The 21,727-nt window shown below is 58.3% G+C and carries 22 protein-coding genes; 18 read left to right on the top strand and 4 right to left on the bottom strand.

Going from position 1 to position 21,727, the window contains the following annotated elements:
* Positions 1-36 precede the first annotated feature (36 nt).
* The 18 genes from RBB75_RS19230 (at position 37) to hypB (ending at position 14,471) form a co-directional block, all read left to right on the top strand.
* Positions 37-384, top strand: coding sequence for a hypothetical protein (locus tag RBB75_RS19230; RefSeq protein ID WP_179638227.1), 348 nt, complete (start codon positions 37-39; stop codon positions 382-384).
* A gap of 286 nt (positions 385-670) precedes the next feature.
* Positions 671-982 (top strand): Fic family protein, encoded by a 312-nt coding sequence (locus RBB75_RS19225; protein ID WP_218884541.1) that lies wholly within the window; start codon positions 671-673, stop codon positions 980-982.
* Positions 983-1,168: 186 nt separating this feature from the next.
* A complete protein-coding gene (hypF, locus tag RBB75_RS19220; protein ID WP_353068999.1) occupies positions 1,169-3,478 on the top strand; it encodes a carbamoyltransferase HypF in 2,310 nt (769 codons plus the stop codon).
* A 1-nt stretch (position 3,479) separates the two neighbouring features.
* Complete coding sequence (locus tag RBB75_RS19215) at positions 3,480-3,797, top strand: HypC/HybG/HupF family hydrogenase formation chaperone (RefSeq protein WP_353068997.1); 318 nt, start codon at positions 3,480-3,482, stop codon at positions 3,795-3,797.
* On the top strand, positions 3,794-4,987 hold the full coding sequence (hypD, locus tag RBB75_RS19210; RefSeq protein WP_353068996.1) for a hydrogenase formation protein HypD: 1,194 nt from the start codon (positions 3,794-3,796) through the stop codon (positions 4,985-4,987). The genes RBB75_RS19215 and hypD overlap by 4 nt, the downstream gene beginning before the upstream one ends.
* Positions 4,974-6,083, top strand: coding sequence for a hydrogenase expression/formation protein HypE (hypE, locus tag RBB75_RS19205; RefSeq protein ID WP_353068995.1), 1,110 nt, complete (start codon positions 4,974-4,976; stop codon positions 6,081-6,083). Before hypD ends, hypE begins: the two co-directional genes overlap by 14 nt.
* Positions 6,084-6,430: 347 nt before the next feature.
* Positions 6,431-7,489, top strand: a complete 1,059-nt coding sequence (locus tag RBB75_RS19200; RefSeq protein WP_353068994.1) for a hydrogenase expression protein HypE — start codon at positions 6,431-6,433, stop codon at positions 7,487-7,489.
* Positions 7,490-7,512: 23 nt separating this feature from the next.
* Positions 7,513-9,315 (top strand): nickel-dependent hydrogenase large subunit, encoded by a 1,803-nt coding sequence (locus RBB75_RS19195; RefSeq protein ID WP_353068993.1) that lies wholly within the window; start codon positions 7,513-7,515, stop codon positions 9,313-9,315.
* Positions 9,315-9,896 (top strand): NifU family protein, encoded by a 582-nt coding sequence (locus RBB75_RS19190; RefSeq protein ID WP_353068992.1) that lies wholly within the window; start codon positions 9,315-9,317, stop codon positions 9,894-9,896. Before RBB75_RS19195 ends, RBB75_RS19190 begins: the two co-directional genes overlap by 1 nt.
* 11 nt (positions 9,897-9,907) lie before the next feature.
* Entirely contained in the window at positions 9,908-10,087 is a 180-nt protein-coding gene (locus RBB75_RS19185; RefSeq protein WP_179638220.1) for a hypothetical protein, read from the top strand.
* A 14-nt stretch (positions 10,088-10,101) separates the two neighbouring features.
* Positions 10,102-10,785, top strand: coding sequence for a DUF5947 family protein (locus tag RBB75_RS19180; RefSeq protein WP_353068991.1), 684 nt, complete (start codon positions 10,102-10,104; stop codon positions 10,783-10,785).
* On the top strand, positions 10,778-11,446 hold the full coding sequence (locus RBB75_RS19175) for a DUF6084 family protein (protein ID WP_353068990.1): 669 nt from the start codon (positions 10,778-10,780) through the stop codon (positions 11,444-11,446). Before RBB75_RS19180 ends, RBB75_RS19175 begins: the two co-directional genes overlap by 8 nt.
* Positions 11,443-12,372, top strand: a complete 930-nt coding sequence (locus tag RBB75_RS19170; RefSeq protein ID WP_353068989.1) for a hypothetical protein — start codon at positions 11,443-11,445, stop codon at positions 12,370-12,372. The genes RBB75_RS19175 and RBB75_RS19170 overlap by 4 nt, the downstream gene beginning before the upstream one ends.
* Positions 12,369-12,731, top strand: coding sequence for a hypothetical protein (locus RBB75_RS19165; protein WP_353068988.1), 363 nt, complete (start codon positions 12,369-12,371; stop codon positions 12,729-12,731). Before RBB75_RS19170 ends, RBB75_RS19165 begins: the two co-directional genes overlap by 4 nt.
* A complete protein-coding gene (locus RBB75_RS19160) occupies positions 12,728-13,288 on the top strand; it encodes a hydrogenase maturation protease (protein ID WP_353068987.1) in 561 nt (186 codons plus the stop codon). Before RBB75_RS19165 ends, RBB75_RS19160 begins: the two co-directional genes overlap by 4 nt.
* A complete protein-coding gene (locus RBB75_RS21115; protein WP_373563150.1) occupies positions 13,285-13,389 on the top strand; it encodes a DUF6893 family small protein in 105 nt (34 codons plus the stop codon). Before RBB75_RS19160 ends, RBB75_RS21115 begins: the two co-directional genes overlap by 4 nt.
* A 39-nt stretch (positions 13,390-13,428) precedes the next feature.
* Positions 13,429-13,776 carry a hydrogenase maturation nickel metallochaperone HypA gene (gene hypA, locus RBB75_RS19155; RefSeq protein ID WP_179638214.1) on the top strand — a complete coding sequence of 116 codons (348 nt, stop codon included), beginning with the start codon at positions 13,429-13,431 and terminating at the stop codon, positions 13,774-13,776.
* On the top strand, positions 13,773-14,471 hold the full coding sequence (hypB, locus tag RBB75_RS19150) for a hydrogenase nickel incorporation protein HypB (protein WP_179638213.1): 699 nt from the start codon (positions 13,773-13,775) through the stop codon (positions 14,469-14,471). The genes hypA and hypB overlap by 4 nt, the downstream gene beginning before the upstream one ends.
* Positions 14,472-14,529: 58 nt before the next feature.
* Here hypB and RBB75_RS19145 read toward each other — a convergent pair whose 3' ends face one another.
* The 4 genes from RBB75_RS19145 to mutS all read right to left on the bottom strand — a co-directional run bounded on the left by RBB75_RS19145 (position 14,530) and on the right by mutS (position 21,602).
* Positions 14,530-15,888: a glycerate kinase type-2 family protein gene (locus tag RBB75_RS19145; RefSeq protein WP_353068985.1), complete on the bottom strand. Its 1,359-nt coding sequence runs from the start codon at positions 15,886-15,888 to the stop codon at positions 14,530-14,532.
* Positions 15,889-15,913: 25 nt separating this feature from the next.
* Entirely contained in the window at positions 15,914-17,494 is a 1,581-nt protein-coding gene (locus RBB75_RS19140) for an ABC transporter substrate-binding protein (RefSeq protein ID WP_353068984.1), read from the bottom strand.
* 95 nt (positions 17,495-17,589) lie between these two features.
* Entirely contained in the window at positions 17,590-18,774 is a 1,185-nt protein-coding gene (locus RBB75_RS19135) for an anhydro-N-acetylmuramic acid kinase (RefSeq protein WP_179638915.1), read from the bottom strand.
* A gap of 161 nt (positions 18,775-18,935) precedes the next feature.
* Complete coding sequence (gene mutS / locus RBB75_RS19130; protein WP_179638210.1) at positions 18,936-21,602, bottom strand: DNA mismatch repair protein MutS; 2,667 nt, start codon at positions 21,600-21,602, stop codon at positions 18,936-18,938.
* Positions 21,603-21,727: the final 125 nt, after the last annotated feature.

Genomic DNA, 21,727 nt, shown 5'->3' with positions numbered 1-21,727 from the left:
AATAGGCTATTGACATCATAAGGCAGACTCTATAGCATGACTTCTATGGCTCGGGTTGCGTTCACTTTGCGGATCGGTACAGAAGAGCGAGATGCTTTAGAGACTCTAAGCAAGGTTGAAGGGCGCCCTGTCAACCAGCTCTTGAATGAGGCGATTCAGGGTTATCTTCGTCGGCAGCGCCCGAAAGAGCAATCCCTTGAAAAAAGCTTGGCTCGTCTGCGGGCCTACCGTGAAAAGGATCCTGAGTTCAAGCAGGCTATTTCAGAGTTTGTGGAAGCTGAAGTTCGTCATGAAGACCCCCTTGAAGGGGAGTGGACCGAGCTGCAATCAGCTACACAAGGCCCTGTACAAAGCAAGATTCGTGAGCTGCTAGGTGCCTCCTAATTGGGACGAAGACAGCCCTCGTCTGCGCAAAAATCTCACCGAAGTTCTTTATGAGATCGCCCGCGCTGCGAAAGCGCGTGAGATGCCTTCTTGTGAGACTGCGAGGCACTGGCAAGAACTTTTTCTGCGTGGTCTGCAAGTACCAGACCAGCGATTTGTAGGCTCCTTTCGCGGTGAGCCAGGTCTTGAGAACATTGCAGTTCGAGTTGCTGGAAATTACGGTGTTGAACCTTCCGCTGTCGCCGATGAACTGAAAGGCTTTGAAGCGAAGCTACAGGCTCTGATCATGCAGCTCGATACGCTGGTACCTGTAGATCAGAGACCGGATGCCGACCAGCTCTCAGCCATACTCGACCTCTGCGCTTGGGCTCATGCTGAGTGGATCCGCATCCACCCGTTTGCCAATGGCAACGGCCGTACCGCGCGTCTTTGGGCCAATAGTCTTGCTCTGCGTTACGGGCTCCCGCCATTTATTCGCCTGCGGCCGCGGCCTGACAACGGCTATGGAGACGCGGGAGCCAAAGCGATGCAGGGCGATTGGAGGCCAACCGCGGTTGTCTTTCAGCGGTTGCTGGACGCGTTTATAGAGGAACACTGAACCGTGTGGCGGTAAAGATGCAATAAAGCGCGAAGCGCGTTTTCTACGAGCAGGTCACTAGTGTCAAGTCTTCGGGAGATTGTCATGGCGCCAAGTCGTCACCCATGAGACGCCGGACCGGAACTCGTTTATTCTGATCTACCGATGATGCCATCTCCTCCGCAAGACTCGAAGATACGGCGTCAAGTGCACATTCGAGGAATCGTGCAGGGAGTCGGGTTTCGCCCATTCGTTTATAACCTTGCCACATCACTCGGGCTGACCGGCTTCGTCTTCAATTCTTCGTCGGGTGTGACGATAGAAGTCGAGGGTCACGCCGCAACGATTCGCACCTTTATCGAAAGCCTGCAACACGATCTTCCAGGGCTAGCTCAAATTCTCGAACTCACTCTCTCCGAACTGAAGGTCGTGGGCAGCTCGGGCTTCGACATTCTCGAGAGCCGGGAGGAGATCGGTGAGTTCACTCTGGTCTCTCCCGACGCCGGCACCTGCGACGCCTGCTGGCGTGACTTCGGAGATCCGCTTAACCGTCGCTTCGGCTATCCATTCACAAATTGCACACACTGCGGTCCGCGCTACACCATCGTCCAGGACATACCATACGATCGCGCGAAGACAACGATGTCGGGCTTCATTATGTGCGACGCCTGCACGGCGGAGTACGGCGATCCGACCGATCGGCGCTTCCACGCTCAGCCAAATGCCTGCGCGGTCTGCGGCCCAGCGTTGTGCCTTGTCCCACGCGGCTCGTCACCGGCTGACTGTTCCTTTGCCGAGAAGGATTCGCTTCCAGCAATTCGCGCGACAAGGCAAATCCTGCGGGAAGGTAAGATCGTAGCCGTCAAAGGGCTCGGTGGCTTCCTGCTTGCCTGCGATGCGAACAACGACGCTGCTGTCGCCGAGTTGCGCAGACGCAAGCATCGGCCCATCAAGCCATTCGCTCTGATGGTACGGGATATGAAAAGAATCCAGAGAATTTGCGCGGTGTCACCTGAGGACGAGGCCGCGCTGCAGCATCCGCGCAGGCCAATCGTAATTTTGCCTCGCGCGTCATCTGACGGTACGGTAGCGAGCGGCCTACCGAACGTCATTGCTCCAGGAAACAACACACTCGGCATCATGCTCCCCTATACGCCGCTGCACTATCTACTCTTCACCGACTCACCGGAATCGAAGTCAGAGTTTGTCGCTCTTGTTATGACGAGTGGCAATCTCACTGAGGAACCGATTGTGATCTCAAACACGGAGGCGCTCCTGCGTTTGTCGGGCATCGCCGACTGGTTCCTCTTGCATAATCGTGATATCGCCACACGAGTGGACGATTCGGTGGTTCGCACCATAGAACGAAAAGAAACTGTGCTGCGTCGCTCACGCGGCTTCGCGCCGCAGACTATCGATTTGGGCACGGAGATGGCACAAGTTCTGGCCGTCGGAGCGGAGCTGAAAAATACATTCTGCTTGACCCGAGATAGGCACGCCATCTTGAGCCAGCACATTGGCGACCTCGAAAACTATGAAACCATGCGCTTCTTCGAGGAGACACTGGAGAAGATGAAGCATCTCTTCAAAGTTTCACCCAAGGCCATCGCACACGATCTACATCCCAGCTATCGAAGCACGCGCATGGCGCTCGCCTCTGGCATCGAGCGCAGGTTTGCGGTGCAGCATCATCATGCGCACATCGCCAGCTGCATGGTGGAAAATCACCTCGGCGGAAAGGTCATCGGCGTCGCCATGGACGGCACTGGTCTTGGCTCCGATGACACCATCTGGGGCGGCGAATTCCTGGTGGCGGATCTCGCTGGCTTCGAGCGCCGCGCCCACCTCCGCGCCGTGCCGATGCCTGGCGGCGATGCGGCGATACGTCAGCCCTGGCGAATGGCCCTGAGCTACCTCCGGGATGCTCTTGGTTCTCAAATGCCTGACAATCTTGCGTGTTTCCGGACAGTTCCCCCCACGCAGTTCAGGCTTGTGGACACGATGCTTTCGCGGCGCATTCAGACGGTGCAGACCTCTTCGTGCGGACGCCTGTTCGACGCGGTAGCGGCGCTGTTGGGGCTGGGCTCCGAGATCACCTTCGAAGGGCAGGCGGCCATTGCGCTGGAGATGGCGGCGGAGCCAGGCGTCTTGGATCGGTACGGGTTTGATCTGGAGCAAGGTGAATCGACGGTGATAGATCTTCGTCAAACCATCGTGACGATCGTCAGGGATATCGTTGCGGAACGGTCTGTGGCCGCGATCTCCGCCTGCTTTCACAACACGCTCAGCGCCGCCATCGTCGAGGTCTGCTGCCGCATCCGCAAGAGCGACGGACTGGACCGCGTATGCCTAAGCGGCGGCGTATTTCAAAATCATCTTCTGCTGGGACTTACGGCAGTCGAGTTGCGTCGTTTGCGATTTGGAGTATTCTTGCACGCGATGGTTCCTGCGAACGACGGTGGTATTTCGTTGGGTCAAGCGGTGATCGCGAACGAGTTATTGCGTCGAGGAGACTGACATGTGCCTGGCAATTCCCGGCAAAGTGGTAGATACCTACGACCAACGCGGTCTGCGCATGGCCAGGGTCCAGTTCGGCGGCATCGTTCGCGAAGCATGCCTGGAGTATGTTCCGGAGACTCAGGTGGGCGAATACGTCTTGGTCCATGTCGGCTTCGCCATCAGTCGAATCGATGAAGCGGAAGCAGAACGTACCTACCAGACGCTGAAGGATCTGGATCAACTCACCGAGCTGGAGTCCCCGGTTGTCGAAGAGATCGCTGAGACGGACAAGCCGTTCTACCCAGCCTGGATGAACGCCGGAGGGCTTCGCCGATGAAGTATCTTGATGAGTATCGGAATGGGGACATAGCGGCGAAGATCGTCGCCGAGATGCGCCGGGTGCAGACCCGGCCGTGGGTTTTGATGGAAGTCTGCGGCGGCCAGACCCACTCGATTGTCAAGAATGGCCTGGACCATCTGCTGCCGGAGGGTGTCGAACTCGTGCACGGACCAGGCTGCCCGGTATGCGTCACGCCGCTTGAAATGATTGACAAAGCGCACGCCATAGCACGCTCGCCTAATGTGATCTTTTGCTCTTTCGGCGACATGCTGCGCGTGCCCGGTTCCGACGGCGACCTGTTCTCGATCAAATCGCTGGGTAGCGACATCCGTATCGTGTACTCGCCTCTAGACTGCTTGAAGATTGCCCGCGCCAATCCAGATAAGCAAGTTGTCTTCTTCGCCATTGGCTTTGAGACCACGGCCCCTGCGAATGCAATGCTGGCGTGGCGAGCCCGCGAAGAGCAGGTTAACAATCTCTCTCTGTTGGTCTCCCATGTCTTGGTGCCGCCAGCGCTCGAAGCCATCCTCAATGCTTCCGACAATCGCGTGCAGGGCTTTCTCGGTCCGGGTCACGTCTGCGCCGTGATGGGGTACAGCGAGTATGACCCCATCAGCGCTCGCCACCACGTCCCCATCGTCATCACCGGGTTCGAGCCAGTCGATATCCTCGAAGGCACGCTAATGACCATCAAGCAGTTGGAAGAGGGGCGCGCCACGGTTGAGAATCAATACTCGCGCATACTCAATCGCAAGGGGAATCTGCCTGCGCAGGAGCTGATCGGCAAGGTGTTCGCGGTCGGCGACCGCAAGTGGCGCGGCATCGGCAGTATCCCGATGAGCGGCTACCATCTGCGCGACGAGTTCTTTCAACACGACGCCGAAAAGCTCTTCGATGTGGCCGAGATCGCCACGTTGGAGCCCGAGGTATGTATCAGTGGTCAGGTACTTCGCGGGATCAGGAAGCCGCACGACTGTTCCGCCTTTGGAACGCTCTGTACTCCGCAGCACCCGCTAGGTGCAACCATGGTCTCGGCTGAGGGAGCGTGCGCCGCGTACTACGCATATGGCCGTCACCTGAACCCGCAGGGAGCGGATAAGCTTCATCAGATCGTTCCCGAACCCGTTCTGGACGACGTCAGTGTCAAGCCCCGCAAGGAGCGCGAATACTCTCATGCCAGCCGCTGAAGATGATCTGAAGATGGAGAAAGCAATCGCTGGCGAGAGTCTGACGCCGTTCGGTTCGTGCCCAATCCCGATCTTCGACCATAAGCGGATCGTTCTTGGCCACGGTAGCGGCGGCAAGCTCACCGCCGATCTGATCGACAAGATCTTCCTTCCCGCCTTTCGCAATCCGACCCTCGATAAGCTCGATGATCAGGCCGTGCTCAACATCGGGGGTGCCCGGCTGGCGTTCTCCACTGACTCCTTCGTTGTCACACCTATCTTCTTCCCGGGCGGAGATATTGGTCGGCTCGCGATTCACGGGACGGTGAACGACCTGGCGATGAGCGGTGCCCGTCCGCTCTATCTCTCGGCAGCATTCATCCTCGAAGAAGGCCTGCCAGTAGACGATCTGCGCCGAGTGGTCGAGTCGATGCGGGCCGCCGCGGCTGAGGCCGGGGTACAGCTCGTCACCGGCGATACCAAGGTCGTCAACCGAGGCAAAGGTGACCAGATCTTCATCACGACAACCGGGATCGGTGTGATCGAGCACGACATCAGCATCTCGGCAGATCGCGCCAGCCCCGGCGACAAGATTATCCTCAGCGGCTACATCGGCGACCACGGCATGACCATCATGAGTCAGCGCGAGGGTCTCGAGTTCGAGGGCGCTATTGAGAGCGACTGCGCACCGCTTAACGGCCTCGTCTCGGCCATGCTTGCCACCACCGCCCCCGCGAACGATTTCATCCATACGCTGCGCGATCCGACCCGCGGAGGCGTCGCAACCACGCTCAACGAGATAGCCAAACACGCCAACGTTGGCATGGTGCTGGACGAGCGCACGATCCCTGTGCGCGAGTCGGTCAAGGGCGCCTGCGAGGTGCTCGGCCTCGACCCGCTCTATGTCGCAAATGAGGGCAAGTTACTCGCTCTGGTTGTCCCGGAGATGGCGGGTGCAGTTCTCGAGCAGATGAGGCAGCATCCTTTCGGCCAGGACGCCGTAATCATCGGCGAGGTCGTCGAAAATCATCCTGGCATGGTGCTAATGAAGACTGAGATCGGTGGCACGCGGGTCCTCGATGTGATGTTCGGTGAGCAGCTTCCGCGCATCTGCTAATTCCGGATCGGTAACTTCACGGCCTGAATAATTCCATCGACCGCGTAAAAGTTGTATTAAGTCCAATAAATATGCGGGTACAAGCGATTGACAGCCAGCTTCGAATAGGCGTAGTGTCTCTGGCATTCGAGCGAGCCGGCTTCGCTCGCGGGCTCTTGAGTCAAAGCTGACGCATCGCTTTGCGAAGGTGACAGGCTTGTCCTGCTTCTACCATTCCGCTTTCCCGAATCCAAAATCACAGTTCATGTGCTACGACTTCTCTGCTTTTCGGTCGGAAAGTCGTCACGCTAATTCATCTTCGAGCAAGCTCGCGGAGCAGGTCACAATGTCGTCCCAAGGAGAATTCCATGGTTGACTCGCCAAGCGGTATTACCAAGCCGTCACCGGTATCCGACGTCCACATTCTCTGGATCACTGCCGGTCTCAGTTGCGACGGCGACAGCGTATCGGTGACCGCCGCCGAGCAACCCTCGATCGAAGACGTTTTACTGGGTGCCATACCCGGCCTGCCCAGGGTTCATCTTCACAATCCGGTGCTTGCTTATGAGAACGGCGACGAGTTCATGCAGTTCTTTTACGACGCCGAGAAAGGTCTGCTCGATCCTTTCGTCCTCGTAGTCGAAGGCTCCATCCCCAACGAGAAGATCAAGAAAGAGGGCTACTGGGCGGCCATGGGGACGAATCACGACACCGGCCAGCCCATCACCACATGCGAGTGGATCGATCGCCTCGCTCCCAAGGCCCTGGCCGTTATCGGTGCCGGCACCTGCGCAACCTACGGCGGTATCCACGCCATGGCCGGTAACCCAACCGGCGCCATGGGACTGGCCGACTACCTGGGCTGGGAATGGCGTTCGAAGGCCGGTCTGCCCATCGTCAACGTCCCCGGCTGTCCTGTTCAGCCCGACAATTTCATGGAGACCGTTCTCTACTTGCTCTACCAGGTAGCTGGCCTCGCCCCAATGATTCCACTCGACAAACAGCTTCGTCCCACCTGGCTCTTTGGCAAGACGGTCCATGAGGGATGCGATCGCGGCTCCTACTACGAGCAGGGAGACTTCGCTACCGAGTACGGTTCTGCAAAATGCCTCGTCAAGCTCGGTTGCTGGGGCCCGGTCGTCGACTGCAACGTCACCAAGCGCGGCTGGATGCGTGGCATCGGCGGATGTCCTAATGTCGGCGGCATCTGCATCGGATGCACCATGCCCGGCTTCCCCGATAAGTTCATGCCATTTATGGATGAGCCACCTGGAGGCATGCTCTCGGCTGCGCTTGTCGGCGGCTACGGCCGCATGATCCGTGCGCTTCGCAGCATCACCAACGCTACCGTCAACAAGGAACCGAAGTGGCGTCACAATCGTCCGGAACTCACCACTGGCTATCGTCCAGCCCCCCCTAACGCCTAATAACCACTTGAGAGGACCAAGCTATGGCTACGTTTCCGGATACCATCCCTGAACTCGACATTAAGAAGCGCAATCTCGTCGAGATGAACTGGGATCCCATTACCCGTATCGTCGGCAGCCTCGGCATCTTCACCAAGATTGACTTCGCTAACAAAACCGTTGCCGAGTGTCACAGCACATCGTCCATCTTTCGCGGCTACAGCATCTTCATGAAGGGCAAAGATCCGCGCGACGCTCACTTCATCACCAGCCGCATCTGCGGCATCTGCGGGGATAACCACGCGACCTGCGCCTGTTATGCACAGAACATGGCCTTTGGCATTCGTCCCCCCGCGCTTGCCGAATGGATCATCAACCTTGGCGAAGCAGCCGAGTACATGTTCGATCACAACATCTTTCAGGACAATCTCGTTGGCGTCGACTTCTGCGAGCAGATGGTCAAGGAGACCAATCCGAACGTCTGGGAGAAAGCACAGCATACGCCTGCGCCGAACGCCAACAAGCACGGCTACCGCATGATCTCCGACATCATGACCGCGCTCAATCCCTTCACCGGCACCTTCTACCGCGAGACTCTTGCCATGAGCCGCATGACCCGTGAGATGTTCTGCCTCATGGAAGGACGCCACGTCCACCCCTCGACGCTCTATCCCGGTGGCGTCGGCACCGTAGCCACCATTCAGCTTTTCACCGACTACCTCGTCCGGCTGATGAAGTACGTTGAATTTATGAAGAAGGTCGTGCCGTTGCACGACGATCTCTTCGACTTTTTCTACGATGCGCTGCCGGGCTATGAAGAGGTCGGCCGCCGCCGCGTCTTGCTTGCCTGTTGGGGCTCTTACAACGACCCCGACTCCTGCGACTACCAGTACAAGAACATGGCGGAATGGGGACGCAAGATGTTCGTTACGCCTGGCGTGGTCGTCGACGGCAAACTGGTCACTAACTCGCTCGTCGACATCAATCTCAACATCCGAATCCTGCTCGGGAGTTCCTACTATGACGACTGGCAGGGCTCTGAGACCTTCGTACCCCGCGACCCGCTCGGCAACCCTGTCGATAAGCGCCATCCCTGGAACCAGACCACCATTCCACGGCCGCAAAAGCGCGACTTCAAAGGCAACTACACCTGGGTTATGTCGCCGCGCTGGCTCGATCAGCGCACTGGAGACCACCTCGCCCTCGATACCGGGGGCGGCCCCATCGCACGTCTCTGGTCAACTGCGCTCTCCGGCCTGGTAGACATTGGCTATGTCCAGGCCACCGGGCACAGCGTCAAGATCAATCTTCCCAAAACCGCAATGCTGCCAGAGACCGAATTCGAGTGGCACATCCCGAAGTGGTCGAACACGCTCGAGCGTGACCGTGCCCGTACCTACTTCCAGGCCTACGCCGCTGCTACCGCTCTGTACTTCGTCGAGAAAGCGCTCGCCGAATTGAATGCCGGTCGCACCTCCACCTGGACCGAATTCAAGGTTCCGGAAGAAGCTATCGGCTGTGGCTTCCACGAGGCCGTTCGCGGCGTTCTCTCGCACCATGTCGTGATCCGCGAGGGTAAGATCGCCAACTACCATCCCTATCCCCCCACTCCTTGGAACGCTAATCCACGCGACATGTATGGAACTCCCGGACCCTACGAAGACGCGGTCCAGAATACGCCGCTCTTCGAGGAGAACGGCCCCGACAAGTTCAAAGGTATCGACATCATGCGCACCGTCCGCAGCTTCGATCCCTGCCTGCCCTGCGGCGTTCACATGTATCTCGGTGATGGCAAGATCCTCGAAACTCGCCACTCTCCTATGTTCGGCGTAGCGGGGCACGAATAATGGCTGCTGCGCCTCAGTCGGAGACTCAGCCGGAAGTTGTCGATAGCATCGCGCCTCCACAGCGTGGTGAGTTCCGCTTGCAGACGGAGCGAGTTGAAAAGCTCGCCGCCCGCCTTCAAAGTGCAGGGGACCCGGAGATACGGGCCACCGCGCTCGACCTCGTGCAGTCTGTCGTTGAACTGCACGGCGCGGCGCTTCAACGTCTTGTCGACTCGCTCCTGAAGACGCCGGCGGGTGAACAGGCTCTAAGCGAAGCGTTGGAGAACGACTTGGTCTCGAGCATGCTCCTACTGCACAACCTCCACCCGGACGACATTGAAACCCGTGTGCTTCGCGGCATCGAAAAAGCTCGTCCTTATCTCAAATCCCACGGAGGCGACGTGGATCTCGCTGGCGTCCGCGACGGCATCGTTCACCTACGCCTCCACGGAACCTGCGGCAGCTGTCCTGGTTCCTCCATCACACTTAAGAATGCTGTTGAAGACGCGCTCTTCGAGGTCGCGCCCGACATCGTCGAAATCGTCTCCGAGAATGCCGCCGCGTCTGAGCAGAGCGGACCTCAACTCGTAACCATCAAGTAGGGAGAACCGTCATGGCCAAACAGGATGCACGCCCCGCTACTCCAGCCAGTACCATCGGAATCCGCAAAAGCGAGAGCCGCGTTGACCAACTCACCCCAAGCCCCACCCGCACTGCGAAGGACGCCACCGGCATTAACCTTGAGCAGCGCGGCCCAATCAGTCCCAAGATGCCTCAGTTGCCGCCTGCCTGACCCGGGAGCCCAGCATGAACGAACTCTCTGAAGAAGAGCAGGAACGAACTCCGGTCCCGTCATTCCTGAGGCAGGTTGCCCGTCGTCGCCCGATCTCCGACGGCGCCGAGCGCTGCGAGCTCTGCAGCGCCGAACTGACACCGGTCCATCAGCATCTGCTCGCTCCCCGCAAGCGCGAGATTGCCTGCTCCTGCGATGGTTGCGCCGTGCTCTTCTGCGGCCAGCCCGGAGCCCATTACCTGCGCATTCCGCGCCGCATTCGCGCTCTCGCCGACTTCCAGATGCCGAATCTGCAATGGGAATCTCTCATGATCCCCATTAACCTGGCTTTCTTCTACTACGACACCGCGGGTGGCAGGATGATCGCAATGTATCCCAGCCCCGCTGGCGCCATCGAATCGCTCTTAAGCCTCGAATCCTGGAGCGAAATTGCCACTCAACATCCCTCCCTCCAGAAGATGGAGCCCGACGTAGAGACTTTTCTCGTCAACCGCGTCGGCGCCATCCACGAGTACTACATTGTTCCCATCGACGAATGCTTCCATCTCGTTGGCCTCATTCGCATGCACTGGCGCGGCCTCTCCGGTGGGGCCGAAGTCTGGAAGCACATCCACGAGTTCTTCGCGAGTCTACAAGCCCGTAGCACTGAGGTGAGAGAGTCTGTTGCGAATCAGCAGCCGGAGCCCATCCATGCCTGAGCTCCACTTCCAGATCGAAGGCGCTGAAGCGGTGCCTCATGCGGCCACACCATTGATTGCACTCAAGCTGCGCATTACCAACTTTCCCGCCACTGAGGCCATTCACGCCATCACTCTTCGCTGCCAGGTTCAGATCGAACCCGCCAAGCGCCGCTACGTCCCCAACGAACAAGAGAAGCTGCTCGACTTGTTCGGCACACCCGAGCGCTGGGCACGGACCGTCAAACCGCTGCTTTGGATGAACACCAGCATTGCCGTCCCGCGCTTCACCGGCGTGCTGCTTGTCGACCTTGAACTTCCCTGTACCTTCGACTTCAACGTCGCCGCCACAAAGTACTTCCACGCCCTCGATTCGGGCGACATCCCGATTGCAGTCATGTTCAGCGGTACGCTTTTCTATGAAGGTTCCAATGGCGCTCTGCAGATCTCGCAAGTCCCATGGGATCGTGAGTGTATCTATCGTCTCCCCGTCTCCGTCTGGAAAGACATGATGGAGATGCACCATCCTAACTCCGCTTGGCTCTGCCTTCGTCGCGACGCCTTCGAGCAGCTCTACAACTACAAAGTCCGCCACGGTCTCCCAACCTGGGAACAAGCCATCGCCAGGGCCCTGGCCAGCGAAAGCGCCCCAGCAAAAACTCCAGAGGAGGTCGAAGCATGAACTTCACTTCCGTCGAAAAAATCGCCGCAGCTGTACTTTACGAGGGATACATTCTTTACCCATACCGGTCCACAGCCATCAAGAATCGCCAGCGGTGGAACTTCGGCACACTTTACCCTCGCGTCTACGCCAAGGCCCAGCGGCCACAGGAACCGTTCAGTCTTGTCTCAGAGTGCCTTCTTACACCGGGCCACAATGTCTCGCTCGATATTAAAGTCAGCTTTCTCCAACTGTTGCCGCAGCCGCGAACAGGCTCAGACCTCGCCGATCCATCGCTCGATTGGGATGAAGCAATCGAACGTACGTCAGACCACTGCGGCCTGAGTCTTAAGGAACTCCTCACCAAACCTATTAGGCTGCACATCAATTCTACGGCAGAACTCGCCGCGAGCCTCACCGTCAGTGCTCAGATGTTGCCCAGCGGCGCCTGCAAGCTGCATCTCGAACTTGAAAACATTAGCCTCCTTTCGAGCGGCGCCGAAGCCCGCCGCCACGAAGCGTTGTCCCAGTCGCTGGTCTCCGCGCACATCCTGTTGGGCCTGACCGGCGGAGAGTTCATCTCTCTCCTCGAACCCTCCGACCTCTACACTGCCGATGCCAAAGCCTGCATCAACACTGGTGTCTTCCCGGTTCTCGCAGGAGACGAACCGGATCGCTTCATCCTGCTTCTCTCGCCCATCATCATGTACGACTACCCCAAAACCTCGCCCGAGAGCGCCGGCGACTTCTTCGACGGTACAGAGATGGACGAGATGCTGACCCTCCGGGTCCTTACCCTCACCGACGATGAAAAGCAGCAGATGCGTACCGGCGATCCTCTCGCTCGCCGCATCCTTGAGCGCACTGAAGCTCTCACCGGCGAAGAGATGCTGAAAGCCCATGGCATCGTCCGTCCGACACGTGAAATCCGAGGAGATGCCTCATGAATCCCGACGCGCCTAATGGCTTCATCACCGAGTGGGATCCCTTCGCCGAAGAGAAGGCACCGCCTGAGTCGGTCACCGTCTTCGGGATTGCTCTCCGCGTCGGCGATCGCGTCCGTATCTGGCCGCAGAAGACCGCCGACATCATGGACATTGCACTCACCGGCAAGGTCGGCGTAATCGAAGCCATCGAGCAGGACTTTGAAGATCAGATCCAGTTAGCCGTGGTAATCGATGACGACCCTGGTCGCGAGTTTGGCATGATGCGGCAGCCTGGCCACCGCTTCTTCTTCGGCACTGAAGAAGTCGAGCCATATACAGACAAAGAACACAATGCCTTGAGAGAGGATGCCTCGGCGTGACCAAGACAATCCTCATCGCCGGCATCGGCAACATCTTTCTCGGAGATGACGCCTTCGGTGTCGAGGTCGTCCGTTCGCTGTCACGCCGCACACTTCCCGGCGAGGTCTTGGTGAAAGACTTCGGCATCCGCGGCTTCGACCTCGCTTACACGCTGCTCGACCCGTGGCACACAGTTATCCTCGTCGACGCGCTTTCCCGCAACGACGTACCCGGCACGCTATTCGTCCTCGAACCCGATCTCACCGATCTCGGCAATCCCGGTGCAGTGGGCATGGACCTGAACCCTCATGGCATGGACCCCATGCGTGTCCTCAATCTCGCTTCTGCCATTGGTCCCATAGCGGCCCGAATCCTTGTCGTTGGCTGCGAACCCAGAGACTTTGGCGACGAACTCGAAGGCCGAATGGGGCTGTCGCCGCAGGTGCAGGCCGTGGTCGAACAAGCGTCGAACATGATCGAAGAGTTGATCGGAAGAACCCTCGCCGAAATCGAGGATTCGCCGATGCCGTTGCAGACCCCCGTCCGGGTTTCGGACAACAGAGAGGTGACATCATGACAGGAAAATTTATCTTCGGAGTACTGGGCGTGGCCGTAATCGTTATAGGAATTATGGCTGCGCCAGACATCAAGCGCTACATCAGAATCAGCACAATGTAGCCGCTCGCAACCTGATGCGGTAAGTAGGAAAGGCGGCTCATGCACGAGTTATCGATCGTTCTCAGCATCATCGACGAGATCGGCGACCAATCCGAAGCGCTCGGTCTTAAGGACGTCGAGACCGTGCATCTGAAAGTTGGTGTCTTCTCGGGTGTGGACCGCGACGCGCTCCTCTTTGCATGGGAGCTCGCCTGCGAAGGCACGCCGCTCGAACATTCGCGACTCGATATTGAGACCGTTCCGCTCGTCATCCGTTGTGCCGTCTGCCATCAAAACCGTACGCCGCCGTCGCTCTATCAACTTTGCTGTCCAGAGTGCGAAACGCCGAGCGACACCATCGTCACCGGCCGCGAACTCGAAGTCGTCTCTCTGGAGGTTGCCGCATGAGCACACGCATCGTAGAAATACGCGCCAAAGTCATGAGGCAAAACGATCTGCTTGCCCATGCGCTCCGCGAGCGATTCGAGACCTCTGGCGTCAGCGTCGTCGGCTTGGTGTCAAGCCCCGGCTCAGGGAAGACCGCGTTCCTCGAAAAGCTCCTCAGCGGCCTCGCGCGCGACTTCCGCGTCGCTGCGTTAGTTGGAGATCTCGCGACCGAAAATGATGCCGCGCGTCTCAAGCGCGCCACTCCCAACGTCCGCCAGATCACTACCGGAACCATCTGCCATCTCGACGCCCAGATGATCGAAAAAGCACTGGAAGGATGGCAGCTCGACACCCTGGATTTTCTCTTTATTGAGAACGTCGGCAATCTCGTCTGCCCCTCCAGCTACGACCTCGGCGAAGAGCTCCGCTTCGTCATGCTCTCGGCCACCGAAGGGGAAGACAAGCCTTTGAAGTATCCCACCATCTTCAACAGCTCCGATGTGGCGATCATCACCAAGATGGATCTGGCTGAAGCTGCAGAGTTTGATGTGGCCGCCGCTCGCCGAAATATCGAAAGCGTACGCCCCGGGATGCAGATCTTCGAGGTCTCCGCCAAGACCGGATCTGGCATGCAGCGCGTCTTCCAACTCCTGCGCGATCAACTCGCTCATTCTCGCGAAACCCGCCCGGCATTGCAGATCCAGACGATCCAATGAACGCTCCAAGCGGAATCTATGCGCTCGGCCACACCACAATGTTCGACTTGGAGGATCGTCAGAACTCATGGTAAATGGCGTGTTCCTCGTGGTCGCTCATCAAGATCCGGATATCTCGAAGATTGTTGCCTGTCGGTCCTGTCATGATTGCGTCCCCCAACTCCTTGAAGACCAAGAACGAATCAAAAGTATCAAGACAACTCTGAGCATCAATTCCCATCAGCCGCGCGCGCTCAAAAGTCGTCCAGTCGGCAATCGCTCCCGCTGCCGGGCTGTTGCCGTCGATTCCGTCAGAGCCGGCGCTAAGGACTGTAATGTGCGAATGCCTTCGCGGGAGTTCCATCGCACAGGAAAGAACAAAATGCTGATTTCTGCCGCCCTTTCCAGAGCTGCCGTGCACTTGGACCAAAACTTCACCAACTGAGATGAGACACACTCGAGAATGAATGCGGGCCAGCGCCTCAGTCTTATCTAAAAGGTATTTAACCGCATCTCTGCATTCCCAGTCATCGCATGTTGAATCGACCTCGACATAGAATCCGGCCGCTTTCGCAACTCGTGTCGCGGCTTCAGCAAGCTCGGTGCTTGATAAAATCACCCGATGAAATGACCGTGCAAATGCCATGTCGGCCTGTTTCGGCGTTTCTGCAAGCAGCGGCCCGTTGAAAAAGGAGATCACACTCTCGGGCAGACGCACACGATCCTGCAGACCTTCAAAAAGGCTAATACTATCTTGAACTGTCGAAGAATCTGGTAGCGATGGGCCCGAACCGACGGAGCCGCTTGAATGAGAAGGCACGTCGGAAACGATCAGAGTGCACTGAGCGGCAGCGCGAGATGCGGCAACTGCAAGCCTCCCTCCTTTGACTAAGGAAAAGTGTTTTCGCAGTACATTCATCTCGGTGATAGGGAGCCCGGAAGCTACAAGAGCTCGATAAAACTCCGCAGTCTCACTTATCGATATGTTCGGATCGATTGGTGCCTCAAGCATTGAGGACGCCCCTCCACTCATCAAGAACATCACAAAGGTATGTCCATCCACCTTGCTGAGGTAACTCAAAGCAGATTCAGCGGCCTCTCTGGAAACTTCGTTCGGTGTGGGATGAGCGCCGGGAAAAAAAGTGACGTTTGCTCGTTCATGCCGCGGCGCGATCGAAGAAATAAGCAAGACGGTCACGTCCATCCATATGTGCGGAGATCGCTCCAACTCCGCGACTACTGCGTCATACATGGGAGTCGCCGCTTTTCCTGCAGCGACGATGACGAAGTGCTTGATCTCGCGAAGATCGTAGCGACGATCACACACTATCAACTCTGAACCATCGCATCGAATCGACTTCGAAACGAAATCGCTGATGTTCAACAGTTTGAGAGTTTCAGTAAAGATCGACCGAATCAGTACCGACGTCTTCCTCATGCCTGCTCCAATACACGGATCTGCGCTAGCGTATCCAGGCATCCGTTAAAAAATCAAAACTCCCTGCACCGCGAGGCACCACTCCCTCAACCCGCCTCGTATGAATCACCTCATTATTCGGATACCACAGCGGAATCCCAGGTAACTCCTCCGCCAGAACCTTCTGCACCTCGACGTATGTCCCTCTCCTCTCCGCTCGATCTGAACTGGCCGCAGCCTCCTTCAACAAACCATCGACCCGTGCATTTGAGTACCGCCCCCGGTTTCCCCCCTTCGGCGGAAAGCTCGTTGACGCATACGCATACCGAAAGATATCCGGATCTTCATTGCTCCCAATCCACCTCAGCGCATACATCTGAAACGCTCCCTTCGTCACATCCGCATAGAACGTTCCAAACTCCGCCGACCGAATCTCCAGCCGAATCCCGGCCGCCCGCAGCTGCTGTTGCAACACCGTCACCATCAGCCGAGTCGTCTCATCCGTACTTGTCTTCATCGTCAGCCGCAGCCGCACGCCATCTTTGCCGGCAGGGAAGCCAGCCTCATCCAGCAGTCTCTGAGCCCGCGCCACATCATGAGGATAATTAGCAACCTGTGCCAACTCTGCATCGCTTGCTGCTGCCCAATGTCCCTCCGGCAGCAAAGTATCCGCAAGTCGAGCCTGCCCCCGCCAGATAGCATCGACAATCGCCTGCCGATCCATCGCACAGGCAATCGCCTGTCGCACGCGCATATCCTTCAACAAGGGATCTGTAACGTTGAAGGTGACATAAACCACCGGCGATCCAGTCCCCGACTCCACCTTCAGGTTTGGCACACTCTCCAACGCATGCACCATATCCAGGGTCACCACATTGCTAGCCAGATCCGCCGATCCCTTCTTCAACTCCAACGCACTCGTAATCGCATCCGGCACCACCTCAAACCGAACCCGCTCAATATCCTGCGCACCCGCCGGAGCAACCGGCATCCCCGCCCAGTACTCATGATTCCGCGCAACAACCACCTCTTTGTCCTGCACCGCACTCACAAACCGAAACGGCCCGGACCCCACCGGATGCAACCCAAAATCCCTCCCACTCCCACGCGGCACCACTCCAAACAATCCGTCGCTCACATTGAACAGCAACCCCGCTTCCGGCCGCTTCATATGCACTACAACCGTCAGCCGATCTTTCGCTTCAACCTTATCCACCGCATTAAAGCCACCGCCCTTTGCCGTCACCAGCGAGCCATCAATCAAACTTCGAATCGTATAAGCAACATCCTCCGCTTCCAGCGGCCTTCCATCATGAAACCGTACGCCATCGCGCAGATGAAACACCCAGGTCAACGGATCAGGCTGCTCCCAACTCTTAGCCAGCCAGGGCTGCAGCTCATAATGCTCATCCTTCTTCGCCAACGCATCGAAGATCAGCCCCCCAACCCGCTCCGACTGCGCATCGGCCCCCACTCGCAAGTCCAAATTATTCGGACTGCTCTCGATAATCACCACCACCGAACCTGGCTCTGTTCTCCGCTCTTTGCAGCCCGTAACGCAAGGACAGACCAGCAGCAGTGCCAGCAAAACACGGCGTCGTACCACGCCAAACAGGTCCTGCTTCATCTGGCATCTTCTATCCAGCAACGACCCGTCGCCACCCTGAACAGAATGAAGCTTAGAAAGCATGCAGCTTGCCTTGATCCCAGCCTGTTCTTTCACTATCCATGCGTCACCTTTCCCAAAACCACGGACCTCCCAGCCCCGGTAGCAACAGGGATGTTCCCCGGCAGCCCATTCCACCTCAACCAGGCCAACAGCGCAAACGCCACGGCCTCCTTGGCCTGCGCCGGAATCCCCAACTCATCCATCAACCGTACCTTCACTCCCATCGCCCCAAGCGCTTCGGTCAACATACTCATCAACAAAGCATTCTTTGTCCCACCGCCTGCAACCACAAACTCCACCCGAGATGAAGGTGCAGCCTGCCCCACATGCCCCCTAACAAATCGCCGGTAAGCGTCTACAACCGAAGCAGCCGTCAACGCTGTTGCTGTAGCCACCACATCTTCATCCCGGTCTTCGCGTCCTCCAGCCTCCCGGCACATCGCGATAAAGCGCGAAACAAACACCTCACCAAACTGCTCCCGCCCGCAAGACTTCGGTGGAAGGGCAGAGAAGTACGGTTCCTGCAAAATCTTCTCCACCACATTCCGCAACACTGTGCCCGTTCGAGCCACAGCTCCACCACGATCGAACTCTCGTTCGTACAGTCTCTTCATGCAGGCGTCGATCACCATGTTTCCCGGTCCCGTATCAAACGCCATCAGCCCATCGGGACCAGCCTCCGCCGGAATAGCCGTCAAATTCCCAATCCCCCCAAGATTCAACAACACCCTGCTCACCTTCGCCGAACGAAACATGCAGTAGTCCAGCATCGGCACCAGCGGAGCCCCCTGCCCGCCGGCAGCCAGATCTCCCGGCCTGAAATCGCTCACCACAGTCGCCCGCAGCTTCTCGGCAATCACCGCTGCCTCGCCCATCTGCCAAGTGGCGCGCATCGCCCTCCCGAGATACGTCTGCGAAGCCCCTTGGTGGTACACCGTTTGCCCATGACAACCCACCAGCTTCGCCTTCACTCCAAACTTCTCCTGAGCCTTCGCCACTGCTTCGGCATACACCTCACCCAAGCGCCAGTTCAACCGCGCAAGCTCGGCCACCGAGATCGCATCTGCATCCATCGCACACAACACTGCCGCTCGCACAGTCTTCGGATAGGCCATCCCAAGATGTCCAATCAGCTTGATCCGTGGCGTTCCACCTACCTTGAACGCAGGGGAGATCCTGCAGATCGCGACATCTACCCCATCAGCCGATGTCCCACTCATCACTCCAGCCACCACCATGCTCTTCACCAAGCCTCCAAACCGGGCAAAGCCCGGAACCCAAGCATCAAACATCACCAAGAAAAGATATACAAGTCACGAAGTGACCGCGAATCGGGGTCCCCATAAACAGGTCCTCGTTTATGGGGTGACAAAGCGCAGGCGGCCTGTCCGGCAGGACATCATCCTTTCAACTCCCTCTGCAACTCCGCCAACAAATTCAAAGCATCCCTCGGAGTCAACCCATCCACATCCGCCTCCGCCAGCCGATCCACAATCTTCTGCGAAAGCGGAGTAAACATCGTCATCTGCATCCGCACGCCTTCAGTCGGTGAAGCCTCTCGTACCTGCTGCGTCTCCGCCCGTTCGTGCACCTTCAACACCTCGCGAGCCCTCGCGATCACGCCACTCGGCAATCCCGCCAACCGCGCAACCTCGATCCCATAGCTCTTACTGGCAGGCCCAGCCTCTACCGTGTGCAGAAACACAATCCCCCCCGCAGTCTCCTTCACCGTCACGCGCAGATTCGTCAACCGAGCCAGCCGATCCGCGAGCAGCGTCAGCTCATGATAGTGCGTCGCGAACAGAGTCCTCGCCCCAATCCGATCATGCAAGTGTTCCACCGTAGCCCACGCCAAACTCAATCCATCGTAGGTCGCCGTGCCGCGCCCCATCTCGTCCAGCAGTACCAGAGAGCGGTTCGTCGCCGTATTCAGAATCGCAGCCGTCTCCGTCATCTCGACCATAAACGTAGACCGCCCCCGCGCCACATTATCGCTAGCACCAATTCGCGTGTAGATCCGATCCACCAACCCCAGCCGCATCCCCTCGGCCGGAACGAAGCTCCCCATCTGCGCCATCACCACCAGCAGCGCGGCCATGCGCAAATACGTGCTCTTTCCCCCCATATTCGGCCCGGTAATCAGCAGCACCGCTGGCCCCACATCCGCGTCCAGATGAACGGAGTTCGGTACAAACCTCCCGCCACCCGACTCCTCCATCCGACGCTCCACCACCGGATGCCGTGCCTGCACAAACTCCAGCACGCCCGACATCTCAACCTGCGGCCGCACCCACCCACGCAGCGCCGCCAAATGCCCAAAACACCCCAGCAGATCAATCTCCGCGATCTTCCTCGCCGTCTCCCGCATCCGCCCTGCAGCCTCCAGCAACTGTCTTCGCAACTCCGCAAAGATCCTTCGCTCAATCTCTCCACTTCGTTCCTGCGCCGTCAAAATCTTCGTCTCATACTCCTTCAGCTCCGGCGTCGTAAATCGCTCCGCATTCACCAGCGTCTGCTTCCGCTCATAGTCAGCCGGCACCGCCTTGGCATTTGCCTTCGTCACCTCAAGGTAGTAGCCGAACACGTTATTGAACCGCACCTTTAATGATCCAATCCCAGTCCGTTCGCGCTCTCGTTCTTCAATCGCCGCCAACGCCTGTCGTCCACTGCGGCTCAACTCGCGCAGCTCATCCAAATCAGGATCGACGCCCACGCGAATCGCTCCACCATCCCCAATCGACACCGGCGGCTCCTCCGCAATTGTCCGCACAATCATCTCGTGCAGGTCCTCCAAAGGATCGACGCTCTCCCCCAACTCCCTCCACCTTGCACTCTCAAACAGCCGAACCGCCCCCACCACCCCAGGCAAACATCCAAGCGTCTTCGCCAGAGCCATCACCTCACGCGGCCCAGCCGAATCCAGCGCGACCCGCCCCAGCAGCCTCTCTAAGTCCAGCAAACCATCCATCGACCGCCGCAGATCTTCACGTCGACGCAAATCTCCCGCAGCCTCCCCCACCGCCTCCAGCCGAGCCTCAATCTCCCCCATCTCACTCGCAGGCCGCAGCAGCGACGCACGCAACAAACGTTTTCCCATCGGAGTACAACAAGCGTCCATCGTGTAAAAGAGCGTAGTCTGCGCCGACTCACCAGAGAACAGCGGCTCCACCAACTCCAGGTTCCGCACACTCACCGCGTCAAGCTCCAGGCAAGTAGACCGCTCATAAAACCGCAGTCCATCCACGTGCTCCAGCCCACCCTGCTTGGTCGCCCGCATATAGTGCAGCAGAGCCCCAGCCGCCACCGCTGCCGCCTCGTGTCCTCCCAGCCCCATCCCATCCAGCGAGTGCACCTTGAAGTGATTCCGCACCAGCGGCACCGCATACTCTGCCGTAAAGACCCACTCCTCCACCGCGGTCTTCGTCCGAATCGCATCCAGTCCCACCGCCGTCTCACTCTCGCCAGCCAGGTTCACACCGCCCAACAACCCCGACCCATACAACAACTCCACCGGCCGCACCCGTCCCAACTCATCCACCAGCGCCGCCCATCCACCAGACCCGGCAAACTCAGTAGCCCGAAACTCCCCCGTCGAAAGGTCCAGCAGCGCCACCCCACAACTCTGCATCGCTCCCGCACCCAACACCGCCACGCTCGCCAGGTAGTTGCTCTGCTCCGCCCCCAGCGTCGGATCGAGCGCAGTTCCCGGCGTCAGCACGCGCGTCACCTCGCGCCGCACCACCGACTTCGTCAGCTTCGGATCCTCCATCTGCTCCAGCAGCGCAATCTTGTATCCCATGCGCAGCAGCTTCTGCAGATACACCTCCGCCGCATGATAAGGAACCCCGCACATCGGCTGCTTCTTTTCGCGATCTCGTGCTGTCAGCGTAAGCTGCAGCAGACGCGACACAAGAATCGCGTCTTCATAGAACAGCTCATAGAAGTCCCCAATCCTGCAGAACAACAGGCAATCGGGATACTGCTCCTTCGCCGCAAAGTACTGCCGCATCGCGGGCGTAGCCCCAGCCGCCTCTGCCGCAAAGTTCGTCACTGTCTCGTTCGCCATCCCATCCATAATCACACAACAAGAATAGGCGCTGAAGGCGCGTCAGCCTCGATGGCAGATCGCGCCGTGCGCGCAGCACGCAGTTGTCTGTTTTGCCTTTACCCAAAGCCCAATGCGGTACACTC

Origin of the sequence: Tunturibacter empetritectus (genome assembly GCF_040358985.1) — a bacterium.
Classification (GTDB): Bacteria; Acidobacteriota; Terriglobia; order Terriglobales; family Acidobacteriaceae; genus Edaphobacter; species Edaphobacter empetritectus.
The sequence above is the reverse complement of the archived record's forward strand: the minus strand, read 5'-3'. Positions and strand labels throughout refer to the sequence as shown.

What these genes read in the sequence shown, in the direction of transcription:
- RBB75_RS19145 (WP_353068985.1), bottom strand. Translation starts at nt 15,888, where the DNA reads ATGAGGAAGACGTCGGTACTGATTCGGTCGATCTTTACTGAAACTCTC.
- RBB75_RS19195 (WP_353068993.1), top strand. Translation starts at nt 7,513, where the DNA reads ATGGCTACGTTTCCGGATACCATCCCTGAACTCGACATTAAGAAGCGC.
- RBB75_RS19180 (WP_353068991.1), top strand. Translation starts at nt 10,102, where the DNA reads ATGAACGAACTCTCTGAAGAAGAGCAGGAACGAACTCCGGTCCCGTCA.
- mutS (WP_179638210.1), bottom strand. Translation starts at nt 21,602, where the DNA reads ATGGCGAACGAGACAGTGACGAACTTTGCGGCAGAGGCGGCTGGGGCT.
- RBB75_RS19165 (WP_353068988.1), top strand. Translation starts at nt 12,369, where the DNA reads ATGAATCCCGACGCGCCTAATGGCTTCATCACCGAGTGGGATCCCTTC.
- RBB75_RS19175 (WP_353068990.1), top strand. Translation starts at nt 10,778, where the DNA reads ATGCCTGAGCTCCACTTCCAGATCGAAGGCGCTGAAGCGGTGCCTCAT.
- hypB (WP_179638213.1), top strand. Translation starts at nt 13,773, where the DNA reads ATGAGCACACGCATCGTAGAAATACGCGCCAAAGTCATGAGGCAAAAC.
- RBB75_RS19215 (WP_353068997.1), top strand. Translation starts at nt 3,480, where the DNA reads ATGTGCCTGGCAATTCCCGGCAAAGTGGTAGATACCTACGACCAACGC.
- hypD (WP_353068996.1), top strand. Translation starts at nt 3,794, where the DNA reads ATGAAGTATCTTGATGAGTATCGGAATGGGGACATAGCGGCGAAGATC.
- RBB75_RS19185 (WP_179638220.1), top strand. Translation starts at nt 9,908, where the DNA reads ATGGCCAAACAGGATGCACGCCCCGCTACTCCAGCCAGTACCATCGGA.
- RBB75_RS19190 (WP_353068992.1), top strand. Translation starts at nt 9,315, where the DNA reads ATGGCTGCTGCGCCTCAGTCGGAGACTCAGCCGGAAGTTGTCGATAGC.
- hypA (WP_179638214.1), top strand. Translation starts at nt 13,429, where the DNA reads ATGCACGAGTTATCGATCGTTCTCAGCATCATCGACGAGATCGGCGAC.
- RBB75_RS19140 (WP_353068984.1), bottom strand. Translation starts at nt 17,494, where the DNA reads ATGAAGCAGGACCTGTTTGGCGTGGTACGACGCCGTGTTTTGCTGGCA.
- RBB75_RS19225 (WP_218884541.1), top strand. Translation starts at nt 671, where the DNA reads ATGCAGCTCGATACGCTGGTACCTGTAGATCAGAGACCGGATGCCGAC.
- RBB75_RS19200 (WP_353068994.1), top strand. Translation starts at nt 6,431, where the DNA reads ATGGTTGACTCGCCAAGCGGTATTACCAAGCCGTCACCGGTATCCGAC.
- RBB75_RS19170 (WP_353068989.1), top strand. Translation starts at nt 11,443, where the DNA reads ATGAACTTCACTTCCGTCGAAAAAATCGCCGCAGCTGTACTTTACGAG.
- hypE (WP_353068995.1), top strand. Translation starts at nt 4,974, where the DNA reads ATGCCAGCCGCTGAAGATGATCTGAAGATGGAGAAAGCAATCGCTGGC.
- RBB75_RS19135 (WP_179638915.1), bottom strand. Translation starts at nt 18,774, where the DNA reads ATGGTGGTGGCTGGAGTGATGAGTGGGACATCGGCTGATGGGGTAGAT.
- RBB75_RS21115 (WP_373563150.1), top strand. Translation starts at nt 13,285, where the DNA reads ATGACAGGAAAATTTATCTTCGGAGTACTGGGCGTGGCCGTAATCGTT.
- RBB75_RS19230 (WP_179638227.1), top strand. Translation starts at nt 37, where the DNA reads ATGACTTCTATGGCTCGGGTTGCGTTCACTTTGCGGATCGGTACAGAA.